Source organism: Vibrio sp. A8-1 (assembly GCF_013048685.1).
In the GTDB taxonomy this organism is placed as follows: domain Bacteria; phylum Pseudomonadota; class Gammaproteobacteria; order Enterobacterales; family Vibrionaceae; genus Vibrio; species Vibrio metschnikovii.
Genome location: NZ_VHTC01000004.1, coordinates 146,455 through 170,038, shown reverse-complemented (window position 1 = coordinate 170,038; position 23,584 = coordinate 146,455). Strand labels below are relative to the sequence as shown.

Below are 23,584 nucleotides of genomic sequence, written 5' to 3'. Positions count from 1 at the left end.
CGTTTTGTTTATGTAAAAGATAAATCACGCTTGAGTTTGCTTCGCTTGGCAAACGGCTGCGGTAAAGACAACGTCTGTTGAGCTGTTGAGCGCTGTTTCTGCTGAGTCTTGGATAACACCGATGATAAAGCCGACAGCAACGACCTGCATGGCGATATCGTTAGAGATACCAAATAGGCTACAAGCAAGAGGAATTAATAGTAGCGACCCCCCTGCAACCCCCGAGGCTCCACACGCTGAAATAGCGGCAACCACACTCAGTAATAAAGCGGTCATTAAGTCGATTTCAATACCGACGGTATGAACAGCGGCCAGCGTTAATACGGTAATTGTAATCGCTGCACCGCCCATATTAATCGTCGCGCCAAGGGGAATAGAGACGGAATAAGTATCTTCATCAAGCTTTAATTTCTCACACAGTGCCATATTCACAGGAATATTTGCTGCGCTTGAACGGGTGAAAAAGGCAGTCACTCCACTTTCACGTAAACACTGGAAGACTAATGGGTAAGGGTTGCTTTTGGTTTTTGCATAAACGATAGCTGGGTTGACAATTAACGCAATAAAGAGCATCGCGCCTAGCAAGACAGCCAGCAGTTGAGCATAGCCGATTAGTGCATCAAATCCGGTTGAGGCAAAGGTGGATGCAACAAGGCCAAAAATACCAAATGGAGCTAAGCGGATAATAAAGCGAACAATTTGTGATACTCCGTGGCTAAGATCTTCAAATACGGATTTAGTGGTCGCAGAAGCATGATGCAGTGCTAAGCCAAGGCCAACCGCCCACGCAAGAATACCAATGTAGTTGGCGGACATCAGCGCGTTGACTGGGTTATCGACTAACTTGTATAAAAGTGTTTGGATGACTTCGCTAATACCCTGAGGTGGTGTCGCTCCTTCTGCTCCGGCAACCAGTGTCAATGTGGTTGGGAACATAAAGCTTAACAAAACCGCCGTTAATGCGGCCGCAAAAGTACCGAAAAGGTAAAGCACCACGATAGGGCGCATATAAGTGTGTTTGTTTTTCTTTTGGTTAGCGATTGAAGCGGCGACCAAGATAAACACTAAAATCGGTGCAACGGCTTTGAGTGCACCGACAAATAGATTACCAATCAGGCTCGCACTTTCTGCTCTTTCTGGTGAAATAATAGCCAGTGCGATGCCTAGCACGATCCCAGCTAAAATTTGTAATACCAGATTTCCACGAGCAAAACGGGCAAGGAGAGAGTTGCTTTGCATAATTATCCCTGTGTTCAAATGTAATTATTAGAGTGTTGAGCCTTGAAATCGAACCAATGGGCAGATCTGATCAGTGTTCAACGACCGATTCGATGCGTTGAGCAGCCAATGTGGTTGGTCATCATCCGTTTCAAGGCATTGTTAGCTTCAGCGATCTTGTTTAGTCAAGATCCATCCGTGCTATTTACTTCAGTGATGATTGACTGAAGGTAGCCAATAATAATCACCCGATATCTGGTGTCTAGGTTTAATTACTCACAATCATGAAAAATATCGATGTAAAATGAAAGTAATTGCATTGCCTTTATGTTGTTAGATTATCTCGGTTCTGTTGTTGAAGTGTGAATTCAATGGTGAGCACATGAACTCGCTTTAATGGCTCTGTTCACGCTGAGCAATTTTTTCTAGTCCAAGGACGATGATCACCGCACTTAGCATGCATAGTATGGCAATGCCTAATTGTGCTGGTTGAGTGGTGAGTTGCTCGTAATCCCAAGGCAATAGGTTGTGCTGTAATACCGGAACTTCTTGGCCACTGGAGTTGGTTCGCCACGTTAACGTTTCTTTCCACGGCCAAATTTTAGGTAGTGTTCCCATCATCAGACCCGTTAAAAAAGTCAGAGTGACATCTCGATAACGTTTGAGTAGCCATGATAAAAGATGGGAAAAGCTGGTAATGCCTAGGATACAGCCAAACATAAATAAGCTCAGCATATCAATTTGTAACGTCTTGACAGCATTGAGGATCGGAGTATACATGCCGAGTAATAGAAGAATAAAGCTGCCTGAAATGCCAGGTAAAATCATTGCACAAATCGCAATGCTGCCTGCTAGCACGATATTGAATGTTGTCACATCGAGTTGAATAGGATTAATCATGGTGATGGTATAAGCGAAGACACCACCGACGATAAAAGCGAGAAAACGTGAAGCCTGCCGTTTTTCTACTTGCTGCAGCATATGCCACACCGAGACCATGATTAATCCGAAGAAAAATGACCACGTGGGAATAGGTTGGTTAACTAATAGCCAAGAGATGAATTTCGCTAAGGTGAGTATGCTGGTAAAAATGCCACTGAATAAAACCAATAAAAATCCGCCATTGATATGGCGAAAAGTGGAGAGCAACCCATGTTGCCGCCAATGTTGGATTAGGTGTGGGTTAATGCGCCGAATACTTTCTAATAAAGTATCATAGATTCCGGTAATAAAAGCGATAGTGCCGCCAGAGACACCTGGAACAACATCTGCTGCTCCCATAGCGATCCCTTTTAAAAATGTGCTGAGATAATTCATTATACTGACCTAAAGGTGGCTATTAAGCGATGGAGAAGTATAGCGAAGTCCACTTCCCCCTCCTACCGTTGTTATTGCTAACCGCGATTCATCACTGAGCTTGAAGGCTTTAATCGCTGCCGTGTTTGAGTGTGATCTAAACCTTGTTTTTCTGAGTTTAATGATGTTTTTTTGCAATTAACCGAATGAAAATATTAGTAAATATAACGCCAGTCACTGATTGCAACTTTAAATATAATTAAACCTAGTGCATAATTTGTTGCGGCCCTTCTTAAGCCGAGGGCCGTTTTAATCAACTGACGTTGTTAGTGAACGACAATTTGTTCACCCAATACAAGCCAGTCGCCGTGTTGCGACTGGCTATTTTTTTGTTGTTAAGAAAATGATGTTTTATTGAGATGATTTCGTCAGCATCAGTTTAGTACCATTGAATTTCAACTGTCCGAGCAGTGTTTTCGCACTTTCTCTTCCTGACTCGTCAAATTTCAAGCCATACCGAACGTGATGAATCGAGCGCTGTAGATTGCAAATTCGTCCAGTTAGAGGCGAAAAAACTTGGCTATGCTGTCGCTCAGTCGAGATATCAATACTGACATGATCGCCAACTTGCCAATGGCGGCTTAATGGTGGTGTGATAAAACGGCAACCATTTTTCGATAGATCTCTCACCTCACATTCAGAACGTTGGTTTTCACAAATCACACGAGCCGCCAAATTAACCTCATAACGGGGTTCTTGACGCAATTGCGTCACCTGCATGGTATTGGGGATAGAAAGTACCAAAAGAGCCAAAGGATCTTGAATGGTATGCAGCAGTTGGCTACGGAAATGAATTTTTGCCCCTTCACCGCGCGATGAAATAGCGCGAATATGGATCCAAAAACCTTGCTGGAAGTAATAATTCAAGTCATCGGCTGAAATTTTAGGCGTTTCAATCAGTAAATAAGTGTCTGAATGAGTACCAATAAACGCGGTTTTGCAAAGAAATTTTGTTCCTACCGGTGTGGTAATACTTAAGGTTAACTCACTGCCATGCTCTACCATCGCTAAAGCATCAATACTGTTGACCGTGGTGACGGTATCGGCTGTTGATGGTGGTTTAGGGTGAGCCAGTTTTTCATGATTGATTAATGACGTTGTATGCATAAATGCTCCGCGTTCAGACTCTTGGGTGTAATCGTTGCTTTGTCGATTTTTTATGGGGTCTGAATTCGCTTTTTGTTAAATTTATAAAAGTGAACAGTGGCCGATCTTAGGTGGATTCGAGGCCTTTTCCAAGCAATTTAAGCAAAAATTAAGCGTTTTAGATCAAGTTTGTAGTTGATGACTATTCACTACAAACTTGATTGCGGCCATTGGCTTTCGCTCTGTAAAGCGCTTTATCAGCACGATAGAAGGTTCGCTGAGTATTTTCACCATCACGATGGAGGGTGATACCAATACTGACGGTGAGACCTCGTTCGCCTAATATGGTTTGCCAATCGTAATTGACGATACGTTCTCGGAAGGTATCGGCATGCATAATGGCTTGGTCTAATGAGCAGCCTTCAAGAATGACTAAAAATTCTTCTCCACCAAAGCGCACACAGGAGGCTCCACGAAACTTAAAATAATCGGCAAGCGTTTCAGAAACATGAGTGATCGCTTTATCACCGACTAAATGGCTTAATTCATCATTAATCGATTTAAAGTGATCAATATCCACCACTAAAAAAGCAAAAGACGTCTCGTGGAGCAGTAAATCTTTCAGTTTTATTTCTAACCAACGGCGATTATGTAATTGGGTTAATGGATCGGTGAAGACGTCTTGCTGTAATTGGGCGACGGTGTTTTTTTGGTGCTCAGTCGTCTCTTTTAGTTCGCGGTTTTCTTGTTCAGAGAGAATCAGTTTTAACTGTGGTTCGAAGCGAGCCAAGCGGCGCAATTGAGCCGCACCCAGTTCACCAATCGGAATACGTTTTACTAAGTCAGACTCTAAGCGAAAGCCTTTTTTCTCATAATATAAGGCACGTTGATAGTCGCCTTGGCGTTCACACACTTCACTGAATGCCGCATAGAGGCTCTGTTCTAAAATCGGTACATTAAGTTTCGTGAGGCGTTTTTCCGTGGTAGTGAGTAGCAACGCTGCCATGTGTGCTTTATCTAACTCTAATAAGCAATAAGCTTGTTCAATGCGTATCATGTTAGACAGCCACATCGAATGGACGTTGCCACTGACATATTGGACATGGGATAGTCGAGTGATCGCTTGGTCCAATTGACCGTGTTGACGACATAACTTCGCTTGATACAGTGCAATTTGCCCCATCAAGGTTTTATCACTGACTAAGATACTGAGCTCTTCACACTCCTTGAGTAAATCATAAGCCGCCGAAAAACGTTGAAGATGTAGATAGCAGGCCAGCATATGTAATTTATAACGTAAGCGTAATGATCGGCTGCTGAGTGCGTGGTCAAGCGCATCGATTTTTTGGTAATAACGCAGCGCACGGTTATGATCGCCGTAGGCATCACATAAATTCCCCATCCCAAGTACTGACTGTGCAAAGTCATCAATATAGCCATGGGTGACGGCAAGATGGGAGATGGTCACGTATTCGTTTAGTGCCGCATGGTAGTGGCTAAGCTCGATTAAGCGTTCGCTGAGACTCTGTTTAATACTTAAAATTAGCTCAATATTTTTGCTGGCGCTGAGCAGATCTAGTGCGGCATTTAACTCCTCAGAGCTGGCTGCTAATTGGTTAAGTTCCGCACGATACTCGGCACTTAACGTAAGACACAAGGCTTTTTCTTCAGGAGAATTGGCGATATGTTGATAAACATGATGCCAAAAGATGATCGCTTCTTCCCCATTCACGGCAGTGACATCTAACCCTGCATCTTGAATTTTATTGAGCAGTGTTTCCATTGGCCTCTTCCTGTGCTTGAAGTTGTTCTAATTGTTCTAATTGTTCTAAAGTAAACGGAAAACTCAAGATATCATGCCAAGTTAATCGTGGTTTTGGCCCGGTTAAGCCTTTGCGTTGCCATGGATAGACGTCCAATATTTGCTCAAGGGTATGATAAAACTGCTCGGCTGGAGGGCCGATTTCCGCCAACAATAAGGCTAATCGTGTTGGGCTTAAACGGGATAATAAATCCGGCGCGACACACAAGGTATGGATGATTTCCGTGCAGGTATCTAAATAGGAGGGATCGTCATGACGAATGATCAACACGCAATGTTTACTTTGCTTTAATTCCGCTTTGTAAAGCATTAGCTGCTCCCACCAGTAGTTTTCGGACACCACATTAGATAAATGTTTTTGTGGATCATATTCATACTGGGAGCGGATACGACGAGTGAGTTTTCGAGCCCGCTGCTCTAATTGCCGTTTTGAGAGGCGCGCCTTATCTAACCCTAAGTGCGCGGTATGTTCACGTTGCATGCTAAGAGAAAGCTGTCGATATTTTTGAAAAGCGGCCAAGGCTTGCGGGTAATTACCACACTCTTCCGCGACTAACGATTGTTGATAGCAAATTTGCGAGAGTAGCTCTCGATCATCGAATTTCTCTGCAGATTGTTCGGCCAAAGCGAGTAACTGACCAGCTTTATCGATGTCTTTACGCAATAATTCTAATCGTGCGCGGCTAATATAAGCGTGAGCTTTCATCCATGGCAGGTTATGTCGCTCAGCTAAATCATGCGCGCGTTGTGTGGCTTGTTCGGCATCCGCTAAACGTTCTAAACCCAATAATGCGAGGCTACGAAAATCCCATATTTCTGCTTGCCAAGTTTGATCGGCATGAGTTTGCAAGGCTTCTTCTGCGCCATCGAGCACAGAAAGCATATCTAAGTAATGATTGAGCAGATAAAGGTCCCAAGCCCATAAAATCCGAGCTTTGCCTTCTAACCAAGCGATTCGACAATTATTGGCGACTTTGACGGCTAATTCATGGGTAGAACAAGCCAGTTGATAGTCATGAGTCATGCGCCAAATATTACCCAGTCCGATAAGGCTTTCGATTAGGATTTCGGTATCATCGACAAGGGAAGCTTGCTCAAGCGCATTAATCCAATACTGTTGTGCGGTGTAATATTTTGCTTGTCCCCAGAAGTGCAGAGCATGAACATGAAAAATTTCGGCGAGATAATCATCATTATCTTGGCTGTGTTGGTGGAGATAAGCTTGCTTAATGGTTTTCAAACCAAGGCGATAATCGCCATTGACCCAAGCGCAACGTGAGAGAATGATCTGTGATTGCAAGATACCCTGAGAATAATCCAACTGCTCGGCTCGAGATAAACATTGCTGAGCGATAGCGATGACCTGTTGAGGTTCAGAATCAATTCTCGATTTTAGTTGTTTAATTTCCTGTTCGAGGAGGCGCTGATGCTTATCCAAATGATCATCCTTATCAGTACCATGCTGATTGATTAACCTTAGGCCATCTTTCCTAATCAAGGATGATTGAACCTTTTTGTGCATGGTCTTTAGGCTTAAGCTTATCTCTATCGACAAGTAATGTACTGTGAATTACTCGATGACACCGTATTTATTGATCTTAGTTCACATTTCTTGATTCACCCCAAGGTGTGGTAAGAAAGTCACTTCCCTCTTAGTCTAGTGTGAATACGTGATGGGGTCGATAGACCTTGTGTTCGAGTCTATAACCTTGATTGAGTACTGAATACCGCCCGCAGGGGATGAAGAGTGTTTTTGCGGGCGGTTTTTAATGCTGCCGGAGGCTACGTTATGATAAAAGCTCTTTTAATGTTAAAGGATGTTGAGTTACGCCTAAGTTTTGTGCTGCGGTGAAACCATATTTATCTTGATAACAGAGGTTATGCCAAGCACGGAAAATATCCAATAACGGCAAGATGCCACCGGGACGTAATTTACGACGCGGCTCATTAATCAGCGATTCAAACAGTAATTGGAAGCGCTGTTGGTAGAAAGCTATTTGACGGGTGGAAGCGATCGATAGCCAATGCTCGGGATCGGGCTGATTACCCGCTAAATAACAGATCCCTTTCGCGCTATTCTGATGATTAATAATCGCCCATCGATCTCGCCACCAGCCCATGAGAACGATATCGATTTTGTTGAATGCATGATGGTTTGACCAGGTTTCATCCTCTTCAACGTACATCAGATGTACGGTGTTATTTTGGATACGAGGTAAGCAAACACTCATTGATGCGGAGCGTAATAAGGGATCTTGTGGCATGAAAATCGTCACAGGTTTATCGCTGTGACACAGATCGAGCACATGCAGATAATGAGCATACGCGGTATAGGGCGGGCGAATTAATGCTCCTTTTGATGGATAATCAAAACGCGTTAAATTCCCCATTGGGTCTTCAACATTGCCTCGCGCTAAAATCGTTTGATATTTTTGATCAATCCGTTCCCGTAAAATAGATGAAGAAACTGACAGCGGGAGGTTTGATTCTGAAGAGTAATCTTTACTGACAAAACGTGCAGGTAGATGATAAGGATCGTGATCGTTCGTTCCTTGCGCCTGTTCATGTATTGAATAGTTGACATGCTGACACAAAATATAACCGGTTTTGGCATCACCCGTTGCCATCCACAGCGCGCCATTATTGCTGCGAGGTTGTAGCGGCAAATAATAAGAGGCTAACTGATACGTCTTGGCGTGATTGACCCATCGAGCGTCAATCATGGCTAATTTACGTCGACATCGGCTGGCAATGTGTTCGACGTGATCATAAAAAGTTTTAGGATTGATGTGTAACTTGCGGCAAATTTCGCGCACAGAATATCCGGTAAACAGCAAGCCGAGTAAGCTCTCTTGTAATAAAAGTTTATTATTCGAACCTGACCATTTATCGACAAAAGTCGAGTGGCACTGTTTACAGCGATAACGCTGTCTGTCGCCACTGTAACCAAAAGCGTGATAAAGGTGCTTGTGAGTGTGCACCGATAAGCCAAAATTTTGACAATTATCGCGCCGACACGCGGGCAAACCATCACTGTGTTGCTGACGTAAGCGATGCAGCTCATTAAGCACATCGCGATTATTAAGTAAGGGGGGGAAAGCTCCACACTCACGACAAACCATCGTTGGCCGCTTTGGGTTCGCATGTTGCAGAACATAATGTTTTGCGTCGCTCAAGCCAAAGTTATCACACGCCAATGTTTTACAAAAGTTGAGTTGCAAACCTTCAGCGGCCGCTGGTAATTGGTCGTTAGACACGATCTCCCCCTCGGGGTAAAAAATTAAAGGTTGATTGCCGTATCGAGCGCAATGGTCATCATCTCATGGAACGATTTTTGACGTTCTTCAGAGCTGAGTTTTTCACCACGCAAAATATGATCAGAGACGGTGAGAATAGCGAGTGCGCGAGCGCCGTGCTCTGCCGCAACACCATAAATACCAGCGACTTCCATATCGACACCTAAGATGCCTAGCTTTTTCATCTTTTCAAAAATTTCTGGCTCTGGAGTATAGAAGAGGTCGGCAGAGAAAATATTACCGACTTTAACTGGAATTTGATGAGCGCGCGCTTGGTTAACTGCGGTTTCTAGCAAGTCATAATCGGCCACTGCAGCAAAATCATGCCCGCCGAAACGGATGCGGTTTACTTTAGAATCGGTTGATGCGCCCATCGCGATCACCACATCCATTAAGTTAACATCATCACGAACAGCGCCACAGCTACCGATACGAATAATATTTTTTACGCCGTATTCAGCCAGCAGTTCGTGTACATAAATGCTCGCGGATGGAATTCCCATGCCGTGACCCATGACGGACAGTTTGACACCTTTGTAAAAACCGGTGTAACCGAACATGTTACGGACATCACAAACTTGGGTCACATCGTCTAAATAGGTTTCGGCGATGAACTTTGCGCGAAGCGGATCGCCAGGCATCAAAATGGTTTCTGCAAATGCGCCTGCTTGTGCGTTGATATGTGGGGTCGCCATCATTTTTCTCCAAGAGTTAATCAGTCACAATAGTTAATTACGATTATTGTTGACTGATGAATGTTCAGTTGCAGCAATACTATCTTGTCGTACCAGTACTCCGTGAGAACTAAGTCACAAAAACACCTTGATAATCTTTTGAATCCCTTATTGATAACTAAATCTGTTTAATTTGATGGCGCAATCGATTTGTTAATCGTTTGAATCACAAAACACTCGTTTTCTCGCTGTAATTTTAGGCTTTTTAGCTGCTTAATCGAATAGGGAGACAAAAGATGCTCAGTTTCATGTACAAAAAAATAATTTGTATAACTTTGCGGAGCTGTGCTATACCTTATACAAATAAAATAATTGTACAACCGTGAGTGATGTTACCCAACATTATCGTCATTAGGAGAAAAAAGATGGAATCGACCCCTATTCGCGTTGGTATTAGCGCTTGTGTACTCGGTGAACCGGTTCGCTTTGACTCTGGGCATAAAGTAAGCAACTTTGTTACCAAAGAGTTGGCCAACTTCTTCGAATTTGTTTCCGTTTGTCCCGAAGTCGGTATGGGGCTACCAGTGCCACGACCAACCATACGTTTAATGTCGAATAATGAACGCATCGCCTTGGTGGAAACAAAAGATGCCAGCCGCGATCATACGGCGGCTTTACTCAATTATTCCGAGCAGAAAATAGAGCAGCTGCAATCTGAACATTTATCCGGTTATATCGTGTGTGCTAAATCGCCGACCTGTGGCATGGAAAGAGTCAAAGTCTACGGTGAACGAGGCGGGGCTGAAAAAAATGGCGTCGGGTTGTACACGCAACAATTAATGCAACGGATGCCTTGGCTACCGGTTGAAGAGGATGGTCGATTAAATGACCCTGTGCTGCGAGAAAATTTTATTACTCGCGTTTTTTGTTTAAATGATTTTTACCAATCGCTTGGCTCACAGCCAACGGCAGGCAAAGTCGTAGAATTCCATTCGCGTTATAAACTCTCTTTAATGGCTCATCATCCGATGTCCTACAAAGCTTTAGGGCGTTTAGTCGCGGAAGTGACCAAATATCCGACCGACACCTTTATCGAGCAATATCGCTTAGGCTTAATGCAAGCACTTACTCACCGTATTAGCCGCAAAAATAATACTAACGTGCTAATGCACATCCAAGGTTATTTTAAACGCTCTTTGACCGCACAACAGAAAGCCGAGTTAGCGCGAGTGATCGATGAATATCGTCAAGGTTTATTGCCTCTGCTCGCGCCTTTAACGTTAATTAAGCACTATTTATCCATGTATCCTGATGAGTATCTTAGTCAGCAGCGTTATTTGGATCCCCACCCACAAACATTGAGATTACGTTATGGACTATGAGGCGAAGCACTATGCGATTCGTGAAGTTGCGGAGTTAACCGGCGTTAAGCCTGTAACGTTACGTGCTTGGCAGCGTCGCTACAGCTTGTTGCAACCTTTACGTACCGAGAAAGGGCATCGGCTGTATACCGAACAGGATATTCAGACGATCCAAACCATTCAGAGCTGGTTATTAAAAGGCGTCTCGATTGGCAAAGTAAGTCAGTTGTTACACAACAATCAGCTACCGGAAAGTGAGGTGCTGGACCCGGGTGGAGAGCTTGAAGCGTGTTCTGCGTTACTGGACGCGTTGGCTAAATTGAAACGAGCCAAAGCCGCGAATGTGATTGCCACGGTAATGAAAGAATACCCTTTGGATATTATTGAAGCGCAGTTTGTGTTGCCGGTGATTGAAGCTCTGGAAAAGGTCAAAGGACCATTACGCTCGCTGCAAAAGGGGCTGTTTAGCAGCCTGATGCTCAGTAAATTATCGAGTATTCTCGAATCGGAAAATAAAGCGGCGCATCGTGGTCCTTGTTTGTGTATCAGCTTTGATGGACACGGTAGCATTCTTGCTTGGCTTTGGGCGGTAATGTGGGCCGAAAAAGGCTATCAAGTGACGTTTATTGAAGGCGTTGACGATATGAGTGGCTTGCTCCAGCACGAGAGTTTGCACGACTGGCAAGGAGTGAGTGTGTTTTCACATCGAAGTTTAGCAGAAGCGCAGCGCTCTGCGTTGGCTCAGTTGAAAACCCAACTGCAGGATCACTTGGTCTTATCCAGTGTTTTGGATGTCTTAACCCATCAGGAGAATGAGTCATGAAACTGGTCTGGTTGCGCCGAGATTTGCGCGCGATAGATAACACAGCATTACAGCAGGCGATTGCCAGCGGTGAATCGGTTTCGGCCCTTTTCGTGGCTACACCTCATCAGTGGCAACGTCATGACTTGGCTCCGATCCAAGCGGATTTCATTTATCGCCGTTTGTTTACTTTGCAGCAAGAATTAGCGGCATTAAATATTCCTTTATTTTACAAACAGGTTGATGACTATCAACAAGCAAGTCAAGTGGTCAGTGAATTTGCACAAAGCTTGTCGGTCAATCAAGTGTTGGTCAATCGCGACTATGAATGGAATGAACAGCAGCGGGATAGCCAAACTGAACAGGCATTAAGTACGCTCGGGATTGATTGGTTAGCTTGTGATGATAAGTGTCTGCTTACGCCTGGGCAGGTATTAAATAAACAAGGGGAGTATTTTAAAGTCTTTACTCCTTTCAAACGGGCCTGGTTGAGTCGGTTTACACCGCCAGTCATCGTTTCAACGCCAACTGCCGCAGTCAATCCGTTGTTAGACTCTGAACACAACGCGTTGTGGAATGAGAGGCAAGACTTTGCTTATCCACGAGTATCGAGTGATCAATGGCCCGTAGATTTTGAAACTGTACGCCACCAATTACGTCAGTTTTGCCAGCAATCGATCGATGATTATCATCAGCAACGTGATTTTCCTGCTCAGGAAGGCACGAGTCGGCTTTCTCCTTATCTGGCGATTGGCATGCTCTCGGTCCGGCAATGTATTGCGCGAATGTATGCGCAATCGCAATCTGCCCTGTTATCTTCTGGCGCGGAAATCTGGTTGAGTGAATTGATTTGGCGCGAGTTTTATCAGCATCTATTGGTGTTTGAAAGTAAATTATCGAAAGGCAAAGCTTTTCATTCATGGGGTGATCAACTGCAATGGTCTGATGATAAGCAAGCTTTTGCTCGTTGGTGTGAGGGTAACACTGGCTATCCGATTGTCGATGCGGCGATGCGGCAATTAAATCAAACCGGTTGGATGCATAACCGATTAAGAATGGTCGTGGCGAGTTTTTTGACCAAAGATCTGCATATCGATTGGCATTGGGGAGAGCGCTACTTTATGCAGCAATTAATCGATGGTGATTACGCGGCGAATAATGGCGGTTGGCAATGGTGCGCTTCCACCGGTTGTGATGGTCAGCCCTATTTTCGAATTTTTAACCCGATCACTCAAGGTGAGCGGTTTGATCCCAGCGGGCAATTTATTCGTCAATGGGTGCCTGAACTGGCCAGTGTGCCTACTGCCTATATTCATACGCCTTGGAAATGGCCGGGTGTTAAGTCTCTGTTATATCCTTCACCGATGGTTGATCATAAAGTAGCAAGAGAAGTAACCTTACGTCTCTACAAAGAAGCAAAGGATAATCCTATTGATGTTGCGTAACGGGTTTCTCATTGGTTTACTCTGGTTAAGTGGGCTTGCCTCTTTGCAAGCGGCAGTCTATGACTTGCCTAAAGAGGGCAGTCGCCTAGTCGGGCGGATGCATTATCATGAAGTGCAAGAAGGACAAACGTTGGCGCAGATAGCAGGCCAATATGATGTCGGTTTTCTGGCTTTAATGGCGGCCAATAAAGGCGTCGACCCGTTTCTCCCCCAAGCGGGTTTGGTGTTGACGATTCCTTCACAGGTCATTTTACCTGAGGTTGAGTATCAAGGCATTGTGGTCAATCTTGCCGAGTTGCGTTTGTATTATTTTCCACCTAATACTCAGCAGGTGCATATTTTCCCGGTTGGAATTGGTCGAATTGGCCGTGATACGCCAGAAATGACCACACAAATCAGCCAAATGCGCCGTAACCCAACTTGGACTCCGCCGCAGTCAGTGCGTAATGAGTATTTGCAGCGCGGCATTGAGTTACCCGCGGTGGTTCCTGCCGGTCCAGATAATCCGATGGGTAACTATGCGATGCGCTTAGCCTATGGTTCAGGAGAGTATCTTATTCATGGCACTAACAAAGACTTTGGGATTGGCATGCGCGTGAGTGCGGGCTGTATTCGTATGGATCCGAAAGACATTGAGTGGCTTTTTCACCAAGTGGATCGCGGGGTAAAAGTGCGGATCATCGATGAGCCGATCAAAGTCACGCTGGAGCCTGATCGCAGTGTATACCTTGAAGCTCATGAGCCTCTAACCCGTAGTGATGGGAGTAAAAAATCCCTTGATTTGCCGGTTGAGTTAACTTGGTGGCTGAGCGCCTCTCATCATTCTGACGCACGTGCTCGAGCGGCCATTGCTGCGCAAAATGGTTTCCCTGTACAGGTGGTGGCCCCATCGGTCAGTGATGATTGGTGAGAATCATTTACCTTTGTGATTATCCTAATTCATATTTTTGTCACATATTTGTAATAATGTGCCTTCCGCCAATGGGATAGGGTTACCTAAAATCGTGGTTCCTGTGCTATAGTCCGGCCCGGTTATGGCCATGCAGCCTGTTGCGAACTTGAGTTTTTCCTTGGTTTCGACTCACAACCTATCCATGAGTCAGAGTATTCCACTACGATAGGAACAAGTAAATTGCAGGCTAGGGCGTGTTGATTTTTAGCTGAAAAAATAAACATCGCTAAAGGTAAATTCGCCCTAGGGACATCTTCTCTTGTTCTATCCCAAATGATTTGGCGATAGAGGTTATAGCCACAACGCTATCCGATAGCATCGGTCATTTCTGTTGATGTAAAGGAGCCTATTGTGGCCCAGAAAGACCCGCTTTCGCGCACGCTCAACAGCAAAAAGGAGCGCCGCCACCCACTTGTGGTGTGCTCCTTTTTACATTTTAAAGGGTAAACAGCGTGAGTTAACCATCGCTTATTCCACCCATTAAATCAGCCTAAGGCGCACAACAACGGTTGAGATACGTATCTTTGTGGACGTGAGCTATCGAATAGACTATCCCATTAACCCTCAATCATCATGGAGGATGAAGAGCATATTATGATGAGGTTGTATGAATCATTTAATTTCAGTTGGGGCACTGGAGTCCTTTTTAGTGGCGATCAGCGTGCTGTTTTTAGGCCACTTTGTTAATGCTAGGCTGCCGATTTTAAATAAATTCAATATACCAGAGCCGATTGTCGGCGGTTTAATTGTTTCATGCCTGATCAGCATGCTGCATTTTTATGGTATGGATTTAGAGTTTGATTTACCGCTGCAAAATACCTTTATGCTGATGTTCTTTGCCACTGTTGGCTTGGCGGCGAACTACACACAACTTATCAAAGGCGGGGCCAAGGTGTTTCTGTTTTTGGCCATCGCGTCGTTTTATATCATTATTCAAAATGGCATCGGTGTCTCTATGGCGACTGCGTTAGGCTTGGATCCATTAATGGGCTTAGTGGCAGGGTCGATTACGCTTTCTGGCGGACACGGTACTGGTGCGGCTTGGTCGCAAACTTTCCAAGAGATGTATGGCCTTGATAATGTGCTTGAGATAGCCATGGCATCGGCCACCTTTGGTTTGATCATTGGCGGCTTAATTGGTAGCCCGGTCGCTCAGCGTTTGGTAAACAAACACAATATGGAATCTGTGTATGGTCGAAGCTCTAAAACCCATGAACGGCACCCTGAAATCATCACTTACAACGAAAATGAAGAAGACAAAGTCACCGGAAAAAAGGTGGTTGAACAACTGTTCTTTTTGATTGTTTGCGTGGTTGGAGCGCGATACGTTTCACAATGGGCAAGTACTTTAGAAATCCAATGGCTGATGATCCCTGATTTCGTTTATGCCTTGTTTATCGGCGTGATCATCACTAACGTACTCGAAGTGACGAAAGTTCGTAAGCTCGATACTGAAACCATCGACATGCTGGGAACCGTCTCGCTGTCCTTATTTTTGGCGATGGCGTTGATGAGTTTAAAGCTATGGAATGTGCTCGATTTAGCCATTCCATTCTTAGTGATCCTCACCGTGCAGTCCATTGTTCTCGCTTTCTTTACCTACTACGTGACTTTTAAATTTATGGGTAGTAATTATGATGCTGCGGTGATTGCTGGTGGGCATTGTGGTTTTGGCTTAGGAGCGACACCAACGGCAGTGATGAACATGGGCTCGATTGTCAATCGTTATGGTCCTTCACCACAAGCCTTTATGGTCGTGCCGATTGTCGGTGCCTTTTTTATTGATATTGTTAATCTGATCGTTTTGCAAGGGTATATCAGCATCTTTGGTTAAGTCTCGTTTTGAGACGATGACTGAGGTTAGCGTTTGAATAGCCTTCAATAGAAAGAAAGCCCAAGTCGCTAAACGCCGCTTGGGCTTTCTTTTCCCCTTTCTTTTTTTCCGCGATTGTTCATATCTCCTTCCTACCTGCAACTCTAAGTTGTTTGGCTATAAGCAACCTTTTTCAATCATGATTCTGTGTGAGGGCTGATGCTTGCATTTTTCTCAAATTACGAGAATTAATGGCGATTAATTTGCTTTTTATTCTTATTTTTTGGGAATTAAACAGCAATTGGTTCTAGAAATACAGGCTATTGCTAGGCACCCTGCCAAAGTACCCATTTCAATTAGGGAATCACCGAAATCATACATGCAGTTGAGAGGTAACATGAATCAGGTTATTGCTATTGGTCCCCTAGAGTCTTTTCTAGTGGCAATCAGTGTGCTTTTTTTAGGGCGTTCTATTAATTTTCACATCCCGATCTTGAAGAAATTCACCATACCAGAGCCGATCGTCGGTGGTTTGGTGGTTGCCAGCGTATTGACCATATTACATTTTAATGCGGTAGATATACGTTTTGATTTGCCGTTACAAAACACCTTTATGTTGATGTTTTTTGCTACCGTTGGCCTTGCCGCGAATTACACTCAATTGGTTAAAGGCGGTCTCAAAGTCTTTTTATTTTTGGCTGTCGCTTCTGTTTTTATCGTTGTTCAAAACGCCGTAGGCATTTCATTAGCGACTTTGCTTGGGTTAGATCCCTTGATGGGACTGATTGCGGGGTCGATTACCCTGTCAGGTGGTCATGGGACCGGAGCGGCTTGGGCACAGACTTTTCAAAATGTCTATGGCTTAGATAATGTGCTTGAAATTGCCATGGCTTCTGCGACTTTTGGCTTAATCATTGGTGGGATCATTGGCAGTCCAATGGCGAAAAGATTGATTGATAAACATCATCTACAATCTGACTACGGTATTGGCAATCAAACTCATCAACGTTTTCCTGAGCTTGTCACGTACAACGAGCATGAAGAAGACCGTGTGACTGCTAAAAAAGTAGTTGAAAGTTTAGCTACGATTTTACTGTGTGTCACAGGGGCACATTATGTTAGCCAATGGGTGGCACATTTTCAGATCGCTTGGTTAATGGTTCCGGATTTTGTTTATGCACTCTTTATTGGTGTTGCCATCACCAATCTGTTAGAGGTGAGCAAAATGGGTAAGATCGATACCGAAACGGTCGATATTCTAGGCACTGTATCGCTGTCATTATTTCTCGCAATGGCGCTGATGAGCCTTAAGTTATGGAATGTCTTTGATCTTGCGCTGCCCTTTTTAATTATTCTTAGCGTTCAATCGGTGATATTAGCGCTGTTCGCGTATACGGTGACTTTTCGAATAATGGGCAAAACTTATGATGCCGCGGTGATGGCGAGTGGCCATTGTGGTTTTGGCTTAGGGGCGACACCAACGGCAGTGATGAACATGGGATCGATTGTCAACCGTTATGGGCCTTCTCCCCAAGCTTTTATGGTCGTGCCGATTGTCGGGGCCTTTTTCATTGATATTGTGAATCTGATCGTTTTGCAAGGGTACATCACTCTATTGCGCTAATGTTGATTATCCCCTTTCGAGTTAAAGCGGTAGCATTAAGTCGGAAAGGGATAAGTTCCGTAATGTTCTCTCGATGACGATTAACGCTTTTGTAGGGTGATGAATCAGATTTTACTGACTATTCATTTTGCGCATCTCTAGGTACGATAACCAGATACCATTTGATACTCTCACCGTTAGTGACTGGCGAAAAGGTAGGTATCAGCAAATGGGTTTGGTTGATCACGCGAGGAGTTGGTTAATTAATCGACGATCACGCTAAGGTTAAGTCAGTAAATCGAATCTTGTTCTATACTTATGCATATTGTTCATTACCAAAATATGTGTATTTATTTGAGCGCTAGAGGTTGTGATGCTTGGCTCAACGGAATCAATCAGCGGTCGTCATTCGCAGGATAGTAAGCAGCACACAGCAGGAGGAGAGGAGCATGCATCGTCAGTGGTTTAAAACAGCAATTACCCTGCTGTTGCTTGCTCTGTTAGTCGCTTGTAGCCAAGAAGAATTAGAGCGTCTGGCTGATAGACCGACGTTCTCTTTTGAAGGTAAGTACGATAATCAACACAATCAAGATATGTTGCTCTTCAAAGACGGTGAAGTGGCGTTTGAGTCGAACGGTACTCGTTTGTGGCAACGCAGTTTTATCGTTAAAGATAATCAATTAGCGATACAGTTTCGACAAAGTTCGAAAGAGAAGCGGGATGATTTAGTGATGCGTATTCACGGTGGCGGGGAAGTTTTAACCTGCAGTGCGTGTGCGTTGTACCAGATGAGCCATGTCTGGGTGCGTTTAGATGCAGATCCACAAAACAACTAACGGCAGTGTATGGTTTAGCGGTACTACCGTAAATGCTGGTCGTTGATCAATAAAATCAAGGCAGAGGATTTGATGATCATCATCCCTCTGCCTTGGTTTATTGAGCGTTGCTAGCGGTGTCGATGACGGTTTCCAACACCATAGCAATGTTGAGACAAGATTAGGTAAATAGTCCTTGGTTGAGCAGTAGGTGCACGGCAATACTCGCTACGTAACCCAGCATGATCACCGGAGCCCATTTTAAGTGGCCGACAAAGGTGTATTTACCGTGAGCAGCCCCCATTAAAGCCACTCCAGCTGCTGAACCAATAGAAAGTAAGCTACCACCAACGCCCGCAGACAAGGTAATTAATAACCAGTTGCCGAGCGACATCTCCGGTTCCATACTCAATACCGCAAACATAACAGGGATGTTATCGACAATCGCCGACAAGATACCCAGCGCAATATTCGCCCACACAGGATCCCACTGGGTATACATCAGCTCCGACATCAGACCTAAATAACCGAGCAGGCTTAGCCCGCCGACACACATCACCACGCCGTAGAAAAACAGGAGCGTGTCCCATTCGGCATGAGAAATACGTCGAAAAACATCGAAAGGAACCACAGAACCGAGACGTTTTAACGCGGCCTCATCATTTTTCGCCATCGCCATTGCGGCTTTTTTAGCTAATGAGCTGGCTAATGTTTTTCTGAGGAAATAACCAAAGAATTGTAAATACCCAAGCCCCATCATCATGCCAATCACGGGAGGGAAGTGGAATAGGGCATGAAAAGAGACGGCGGTTGCGACGGTAAAAATAAACAGTGCGACAATTCGTCGTGCGCCGCGTTTCATTTCTACCTGTTCATAAACCGCGTCTGGCTGCTCTTTGGGTAAAAACCACGACATAATGAAAGCAGGGATCAGATAATTGACCACTGAAGGTACAAACAGATCCATAAACTGCATAAACGTGACATGACCGGCTTGCCATACCATGAGAGTGGTAATATCCCCAAATGGACTAAATGCTCCCCCTGCGTTAGACGCTAAGACAATATTGATACACGCCAGATTGACAAACTTGGTGTTGCTACCACCAACTTTCATCACGACCGCGCACATCAGTAGTGCGGTGGTTAAGTTATCGGCAATTGGTGAGATAAAGAAAGCCAAAATACCGGTTAGCCAGAATAAAGTTTTAAAATTAAAGCCTTTACCGACCATCCAAGCTTGCAGCGCATCAAATAAGCGTCGCTCTTCCATCGCACTGATGTATGTCATGGCAACCAGCAAGAACAGCAATAGTTCTGCGTATTCCAGCAAGTTATGTTCGAGCGCTGCTCGTGCAATATCAACATTACCATGCTGTTGATAGGCATAGCCAATCATCGCCCAAATCAGTCCGGCAGCAAGCAAAACCGGTTTCGATTTACGCAGTTGTAAGTACTCTTCTAGCATCACCAGCGCATAGGCGAAGCAAAATAAAATTAAAGAGGCATAGCCAATCGTCGAATGAGTAAGTACAAGTGGTGCGTCATGGGTGGCATTACTTGCAGACGCGAGTTGCGGGATCAATAACAAGCCAAAACCGATCCACAGTCGATTCATTATAGGTACTCCAATAGTCAAAAACCGGCAGAGTGTACTGATTATTAGCTAAGTTGAATGTGAGATAGGTTATAAATGTTTAATTTGTTTTGCTTTTGTATCATTTTGTTAAATTTATCAATCGATAGCAGCATCAGCTTGATTATAAAGCGTTACGTTGCCTTTTCTTGCTAAAATGACACAATACCGATTAACGGCGCTATGAATGCCCAGAAAAGAGAACAGTGATGGCTCGTCCTAAAATTCCTAGACACATTTGTGGTGTGCCTGCACAAACGTGTTTTAAACCTAACGGCATTCCGATGGCACAATTAGAACGCGTCACATTAGCAGCCGATGAGTTTGAAGCGATCCGATTAGTCGATTACCAAGGTTTACAACAGCAAGAGGCGGCGTTGGTCATGGGCGTATCGCGGCAGACACTCGCCAATTTAGTCAAAGCGGCCAGACGTAAAGTTGCTGACTGTTTATTGCATGGCAAAGCACTGATGATGGCAACATCTTCTTCTGAATGAATCGTGGGTATGTTTTCTACCGTCATCGGTTTGATGTGAAGCAAAAGGTCGCCAGAAGTCTCCAACGACCTTAGCGTCGGAAGCGGTTATAGCGAAGAAAGTGGTCGATTTGCTCGGCAACGGAATGATTAAACAGCATGCTCGTATGAGTGGTCGATATTGCGATGTGATCTGTCATGCCAGCTATTTTGGTTTCTTCTACTGTCACTGTGCCATCGGAGTCCAGTTGATCACGCAGTAAAAGGCTGCGCAGACCTAAAGGTATTGTGCCGGCAATACTGCCAAGCTTTTGCGGATAGCGCCATTCGTCATGGTGTTGTTTTAAGCCAAATTCGGCAGAATTACCTAGTGCTGCCCCTAAACCTAATTGCTCAATTTTATTGACGATCGAAGCACCTTGCAAAGGAGAGCCAATAGCAACGACATGGGAGACGGTATCACCAGAAGGCGTGCGTGATTCTAGATAACGTTTAATCACCAATCCGCCCAAACTGTGTCCGACTAAAGCATTATGGGAACCATGAGCGATTGCCCGGTCAAGGCGGCGAAAAATAGTCTCATCATCAATCGCGAGTGAGTTGTAACTAATGGTTTGAGTACGATACCCCAATTTATGCAGACGATGGCTCAGAGGATGCATTACCAAGCCATGCATATAAAGTCCATGAACAAGAATAATCTGCATTGCTTCCTACCTACCTATCTATTATCAGTTAACCTCATCACCGTTACTGTACATGATTTTCGATCAGTTAACCTCGTAAACAGGTTTGAAAATAGGTCACTTCGTGACTAGCCAGACGATAAACGGTGGCTGGCTTGCCACCTTTGCCTTTACAAGAGGCAGCCATTTTATTGGTACTGACGATCACTCCGGTATTGATCAAGCGGCGTTTAATGGTCATACGATTGACTTCGACGCCAAACTTGGCGTAGGCGTCAATAATGTCAGCGACTAAAAACTCTTTTTCTAATGAAAATAATACTACCGACGTGTATTCAACCGCAGCGCGTAATTTTTGCCATGCATGCTGAATTTGTGCGACATGATCAAAAGCCAGTGCCATTTCCCCGTTAAGTAGGGGAGGAAGATCAAACCAATTGGCTCGTTCGGGGTCGATGCCAAAATCTTCGATTTGTTTAACATTAGAAGCGTTTAATAAAGCGTAATGAGAAATGCTAACACTCCAGCCATTCGGATCGCGTTTGGGGTTGCCATCAACCAGCGGATCGCTGATAAAGTTGGGATAGGTATGGACTTTTTGCCGACAAATACGTCGTCTCGCCGCATCAAAATCCTCATCGACCGGTTCACCACCATGAGCGGTCATATCTTCGTCATAGACTATCCCACCGGGCAATGCCCATTTACCACAATCCGGCCGGTTCGGATTAGACCGTTTCACCAATAAAACTTGGATAGATTTTGGCGCAAGACGCAGGCAAATCATATCGATAGTGACAATCATAATGGGCTCTCTTATCAACAACGGGTCTATTCTAGGTAAGTGGATGATGATGGTCAAATGTAAATAACACTTTGTGACAAACATAACTTGGATAATAAACGTGCTGTGATTGTTGCTATAACTAGCGGGTTAATCTGCGTTGTCCCTATTTATAACGAGGTTAATTGGCTGGTGACTAGGTTTGTCACAAAAGTTGACAAACTTGCAAGGGTAATTTATTGTTCGCCAAAAGTTAGCAACACGTTGTTACTAACGTAATGACTGAATAAAACCGAACGAAAGGATGGCATCATCATGAGCGATCGCCTGTTTTCTCCTCTTTTTATCCGCAGTTTGCTGGATCTTGATGCCTATAAAATCAATATGATGCAGGCTGTTCATTCGTTGTATCCGGATGTTGAGGTGCGCTATGAATTGATTGTACGCAGCGATGAAGACCTGAGTGGCTTATTAGAAGAAGTTCGCCAAGAAATCAATCATTTGGCTTCACTGCGTTTTTCGGATGCTGACATTGTTTATTTAGAGCAACATGCCCCACACCTTAATCACACTTTTTTACAGTCATTACGCTATTTCCATTTTCAACCAGAGCGTCAAGTGGAAATGGGGATCATTAAGCAAGAGGGCAAGCGCCAGCTACGCATCGCGATTCAAGGTACGTGGCGAGACACCATTTTGTATGAAACATTAGTGATGGCTTTGATCTCTGAAGTTCGTAGTCGTCGTCACTGGGCGCAAGTGCCCGCCGAGTTACCGATGCAAGTATTGGCTGATAAAGTGCAAGCTTTAAAAGCAGAAATTGCTCAGCGTGGGATCAGCAACTTCTCATTGACCGAAATGGGTACGCGGCGACGTTTTTCCAGCCAAGTTCAGCGAGATGTGATTGCTTACTTACAACAAGAAATCCCCGAGCAGTTATTAGGCACCAGTAATTATCATTTTGCTCGTGAGTTTAATCTCAAGCCGATTGGTACGATTGCTCATGAGTGGTTTATGGGCCATCAAGCGTTGGTTAATGTCGGAGACTCACAACGCGTTGCCCTTGAACAGTGGCTGCGCGCTTTTGATGGTCAGCTTGCTATTGCGCCAACCGATACCTTAAATATTGATGCTTTTCTCAACGATTTTAATGTCCATTTAGCGAAAGCGTATGATGGCGTTCGGCATGACTCAGGTTGCCCATTTACCTGGGGTGATAAGATGATCGCTCACTATGAGAAGCTTGGTATTGATCCTCGTAACAAGCTATTTATTTTCTCCGATGGACTCAACTTTGCGCGAGCACTCGATTTGTGTGAATACTTTGCTGGCAGAGTGCGCGTTTCATTTGGGATCGGTACTTTCTTGACTAACGATCTCGCGGATTGGAAAAATGCGCAAGGCAAAGTCTATAAGCCACTGTCTATCGTGATTAAGTTAACGGAATGCCGCGGTCGACCCGTCGCCAAAATCAGCGATGAGCCACAAAAAGCGATGTGTGAAGATCCTATTTTCCTCGCCAATCTCAAACAGCGTTTCAATATCGAGGTGGATATCGATGCGTTGATAGCCGAGCTGAAACAAAAAAAGCATACCAAACGACATTACATCGCCGCCGCTTAATTGAGTTCTATTTGCTAACCACTATCTTTTTGATGGTGGTTTTTTCTTTTATGGGCTGCTGACTATCAAATGCTTGCTATGATAAACAAACCTTTACCCCAAGAGCGGCATTGGGCATGATGAAGATAGTCTCGACA

19 protein-coding genes are annotated in these 23,584 nt (G+C 44.5%); 9 read left to right on the top strand and 10 right to left on the bottom strand.

What is annotated here, in order from left to right; all coding sequences use genetic code 11:
* Window positions 1-24: 24 nt before the first annotated feature.
* The 7 genes from sstT to deoD form a co-directional block, all read right to left on the bottom strand.
* Window positions 25-1,239: a serine/threonine transporter SstT gene (gene sstT / locus FKN93_RS03670; RefSeq protein ID WP_170904503.1), complete on the bottom strand. Its 1,215-nt coding sequence runs from the start codon at window positions 1,237-1,239 to the stop codon at window positions 25-27.
* Between the two features lie 372 nt (window positions 1,240-1,611).
* Window positions 1,612-2,535 carry a DUF368 domain-containing protein gene (locus tag FKN93_RS03665; RefSeq protein ID WP_040905172.1) on the bottom strand — a complete coding sequence of 308 codons (924 nt, stop codon included), beginning with the start codon at window positions 2,533-2,535 and terminating at the stop codon, window positions 1,612-1,614.
* Between the two features lie 390 nt (window positions 2,536-2,925).
* On the bottom strand, window positions 2,926-3,579 hold the full coding sequence (locus FKN93_RS03660) for a flagellar brake protein (protein ID WP_233268140.1): 654 nt from the start codon (window positions 3,577-3,579) through the stop codon (window positions 2,926-2,928).
* Between the two features lie 283 nt (window positions 3,580-3,862).
* Window positions 3,863-5,443, bottom strand: a complete 1,581-nt coding sequence (locus tag FKN93_RS03655) for a GGDEF domain-containing protein (RefSeq protein ID WP_170904502.1) — start codon at window positions 5,441-5,443, stop codon at window positions 3,863-3,865.
* Window positions 5,424-6,920: a hypothetical protein gene (locus FKN93_RS03650; protein WP_170904501.1), complete on the bottom strand. Its 1,497-nt coding sequence runs from the start codon at window positions 6,918-6,920 to the stop codon at window positions 5,424-5,426. The genes FKN93_RS03655 and FKN93_RS03650 overlap by 20 nt, the downstream gene beginning before the upstream one ends.
* Before the next feature lie 349 nt (window positions 6,921-7,269).
* Window positions 7,270-8,739 carry a hypothetical protein gene (locus FKN93_RS03645; RefSeq protein ID WP_004396802.1) on the bottom strand — a complete coding sequence of 490 codons (1,470 nt, stop codon included), beginning with the start codon at window positions 8,737-8,739 and terminating at the stop codon, window positions 7,270-7,272.
* A 23-nt stretch (window positions 8,740-8,762) separates the two neighbouring features.
* Window positions 8,763-9,473: a purine-nucleoside phosphorylase gene (gene deoD, locus FKN93_RS03640; RefSeq protein ID WP_004396801.1), complete on the bottom strand. Its 711-nt coding sequence runs from the start codon at window positions 9,471-9,473 to the stop codon at window positions 8,763-8,765.
* 404 nt (window positions 9,474-9,877) lie between these two features.
* Between deoD and FKN93_RS03635 the strand changes: the two genes are divergently transcribed.
* From FKN93_RS03635 to FKN93_RS03605, 7 genes are all read left to right on the top strand, one after another.
* On the top strand, window positions 9,878-10,834 hold the full coding sequence (locus FKN93_RS03635) for a DUF523 and DUF1722 domain-containing protein (protein WP_170904500.1): 957 nt from the start codon (window positions 9,878-9,880) through the stop codon (window positions 10,832-10,834).
* Window positions 10,824-11,636: a MerR family transcriptional regulator gene (locus FKN93_RS03630; RefSeq protein ID WP_004396799.1), complete on the top strand. Its 813-nt coding sequence runs from the start codon at window positions 10,824-10,826 to the stop codon at window positions 11,634-11,636. Before FKN93_RS03635 ends, FKN93_RS03630 begins: the two co-directional genes overlap by 11 nt.
* Complete coding sequence (phrB, locus tag FKN93_RS03625) at window positions 11,633-13,060, top strand: deoxyribodipyrimidine photo-lyase (RefSeq protein ID WP_170904499.1); 1,428 nt, start codon at window positions 11,633-11,635, stop codon at window positions 13,058-13,060. The genes FKN93_RS03630 and phrB overlap by 4 nt, the downstream gene beginning before the upstream one ends.
* Entirely contained in the window at window positions 13,050-13,970 is a 921-nt protein-coding gene (locus FKN93_RS03620) for a L,D-transpeptidase family protein (protein WP_161425991.1), read from the top strand. The genes phrB and FKN93_RS03620 overlap by 11 nt, the downstream gene beginning before the upstream one ends.
* A 649-nt stretch (window positions 13,971-14,619) precedes the next feature.
* The gene (gltS, locus tag FKN93_RS03615) at window positions 14,620-15,846 is read left to right on the top strand and encodes a sodium/glutamate symporter (RefSeq protein WP_158145278.1); all 1,227 of its coding nucleotides are present in this window, start codon (window positions 14,620-14,622) and stop codon (window positions 15,844-15,846) included.
* A gap of 376 nt (window positions 15,847-16,222) precedes the next feature.
* On the top strand, window positions 16,223-17,449 hold the full coding sequence (gene gltS, locus FKN93_RS03610) for a sodium/glutamate symporter (RefSeq protein WP_170904498.1): 1,227 nt from the start codon (window positions 16,223-16,225) through the stop codon (window positions 17,447-17,449).
* A gap of 428 nt (window positions 17,450-17,877) precedes the next feature.
* The gene (locus FKN93_RS03605; protein WP_004396794.1) at window positions 17,878-18,264 is read left to right on the top strand and encodes a hypothetical protein; all 387 of its coding nucleotides are present in this window, start codon (window positions 17,878-17,880) and stop codon (window positions 18,262-18,264) included.
* A 160-nt stretch (window positions 18,265-18,424) separates the two neighbouring features.
* Here the strand turns inward: FKN93_RS03605 and nhaD are convergent, their stop codons facing one another.
* Window positions 18,425-19,861 (bottom strand): sodium:proton antiporter NhaD, encoded by a 1,437-nt coding sequence (gene nhaD / locus FKN93_RS03600; RefSeq protein ID WP_004396793.1) that lies wholly within the window; start codon window positions 19,859-19,861, stop codon window positions 18,425-18,427.
* Between the two features lie 227 nt (window positions 19,862-20,088).
* Here nhaD and FKN93_RS03595 point away from each other — a divergent pair, with 227 nt between their 5' ends.
* The gene (locus FKN93_RS03595) at window positions 20,089-20,376 is read left to right on the top strand and encodes a DUF134 domain-containing protein (protein ID WP_161425989.1); all 288 of its coding nucleotides are present in this window, start codon (window positions 20,089-20,091) and stop codon (window positions 20,374-20,376) included.
* A 70-nt stretch (window positions 20,377-20,446) separates the two neighbouring features.
* Here the strand turns inward: FKN93_RS03595 and FKN93_RS03590 are convergent, their stop codons facing one another.
* Both FKN93_RS03590 and FKN93_RS03585 read right to left on the bottom strand, forming a co-directional pair.
* Window positions 20,447-21,061: a triacylglycerol lipase gene (locus FKN93_RS03590; RefSeq protein WP_161425988.1), complete on the bottom strand. Its 615-nt coding sequence runs from the start codon at window positions 21,059-21,061 to the stop codon at window positions 20,447-20,449.
* A 67-nt stretch (window positions 21,062-21,128) separates the two neighbouring features.
* On the bottom strand, window positions 21,129-21,845 hold the full coding sequence (locus tag FKN93_RS03585; RefSeq protein WP_158145282.1) for an NUDIX hydrolase: 717 nt from the start codon (window positions 21,843-21,845) through the stop codon (window positions 21,129-21,131).
* A 294-nt stretch (window positions 21,846-22,139) separates the two neighbouring features.
* On the opposite strand from FKN93_RS03585, the gene pncB reads away from it, so the two are divergent.
* Window positions 22,140-23,447, top strand: coding sequence for a nicotinate phosphoribosyltransferase (pncB, locus tag FKN93_RS03580; RefSeq protein WP_170904497.1), 1,308 nt, complete (start codon window positions 22,140-22,142; stop codon window positions 23,445-23,447).
* Window positions 23,448-23,584: the final 137 nt, after the last annotated feature.

Bases quoted from the DNA above. Each gene is read 5' to 3' on its own strand.
- sstT (WP_170904503.1), bottom strand. From the start codon at position 1,239: ATGCAAAGCAACTCTCTCCTTGCCCGTTTTGCTCGTGGAAATCTGGTA.
- FKN93_RS03665 (WP_040905172.1), bottom strand. From the start codon at position 2,535: ATGAATTATCTCAGCACATTTTTAAAAGGGATCGCTATGGGAGCAGCA.
- FKN93_RS03660 (WP_233268140.1), bottom strand. From the start codon at position 3,579: ATGGTAGAGCATGGCAGTGAGTTAACCTTAAGTATTACCACACCGGTA.
- FKN93_RS03655 (WP_170904502.1), bottom strand. From the start codon at position 5,443: ATGGAAACACTGCTCAATAAAATTCAAGATGCAGGGTTAGATGTCACT.
- deoD (WP_004396801.1), bottom strand. From the start codon at position 9,473: ATGGCGACCCCACATATCAACGCACAAGCAGGCGCATTTGCAGAAACC.
- FKN93_RS03635 (WP_170904500.1), top strand. From the start codon at position 9,878: ATGGAATCGACCCCTATTCGCGTTGGTATTAGCGCTTGTGTACTCGGT.
- FKN93_RS03630 (WP_004396799.1), top strand. From the start codon at position 10,824: ATGGACTATGAGGCGAAGCACTATGCGATTCGTGAAGTTGCGGAGTTA.
- phrB (WP_170904499.1), top strand. From the start codon at position 11,633: ATGAAACTGGTCTGGTTGCGCCGAGATTTGCGCGCGATAGATAACACA.
- FKN93_RS03620 (WP_161425991.1), top strand. From the start codon at position 13,050: ATGTTGCGTAACGGGTTTCTCATTGGTTTACTCTGGTTAAGTGGGCTT.
- gltS (WP_158145278.1), top strand. From the start codon at position 14,620: ATGAATCATTTAATTTCAGTTGGGGCACTGGAGTCCTTTTTAGTGGCG.
- gltS (WP_170904498.1), top strand. From the start codon at position 16,223: ATGAATCAGGTTATTGCTATTGGTCCCCTAGAGTCTTTTCTAGTGGCA.
- FKN93_RS03605 (WP_004396794.1), top strand. From the start codon at position 17,878: ATGCATCGTCAGTGGTTTAAAACAGCAATTACCCTGCTGTTGCTTGCT.
- nhaD (WP_004396793.1), bottom strand. From the start codon at position 19,861: ATGAATCGACTGTGGATCGGTTTTGGCTTGTTATTGATCCCGCAACTC.
- FKN93_RS03595 (WP_161425989.1), top strand. From the start codon at position 20,089: ATGGCTCGTCCTAAAATTCCTAGACACATTTGTGGTGTGCCTGCACAA.
- FKN93_RS03590 (WP_161425988.1), bottom strand. From the start codon at position 21,061: ATGCAGATTATTCTTGTTCATGGACTTTATATGCATGGCTTGGTAATG.
- FKN93_RS03585 (WP_158145282.1), bottom strand. From the start codon at position 21,845: ATGATTGTCACTATCGATATGATTTGCCTGCGTCTTGCGCCAAAATCT.
- pncB (WP_170904497.1), top strand. From the start codon at position 22,140: ATGAGCGATCGCCTGTTTTCTCCTCTTTTTATCCGCAGTTTGCTGGAT.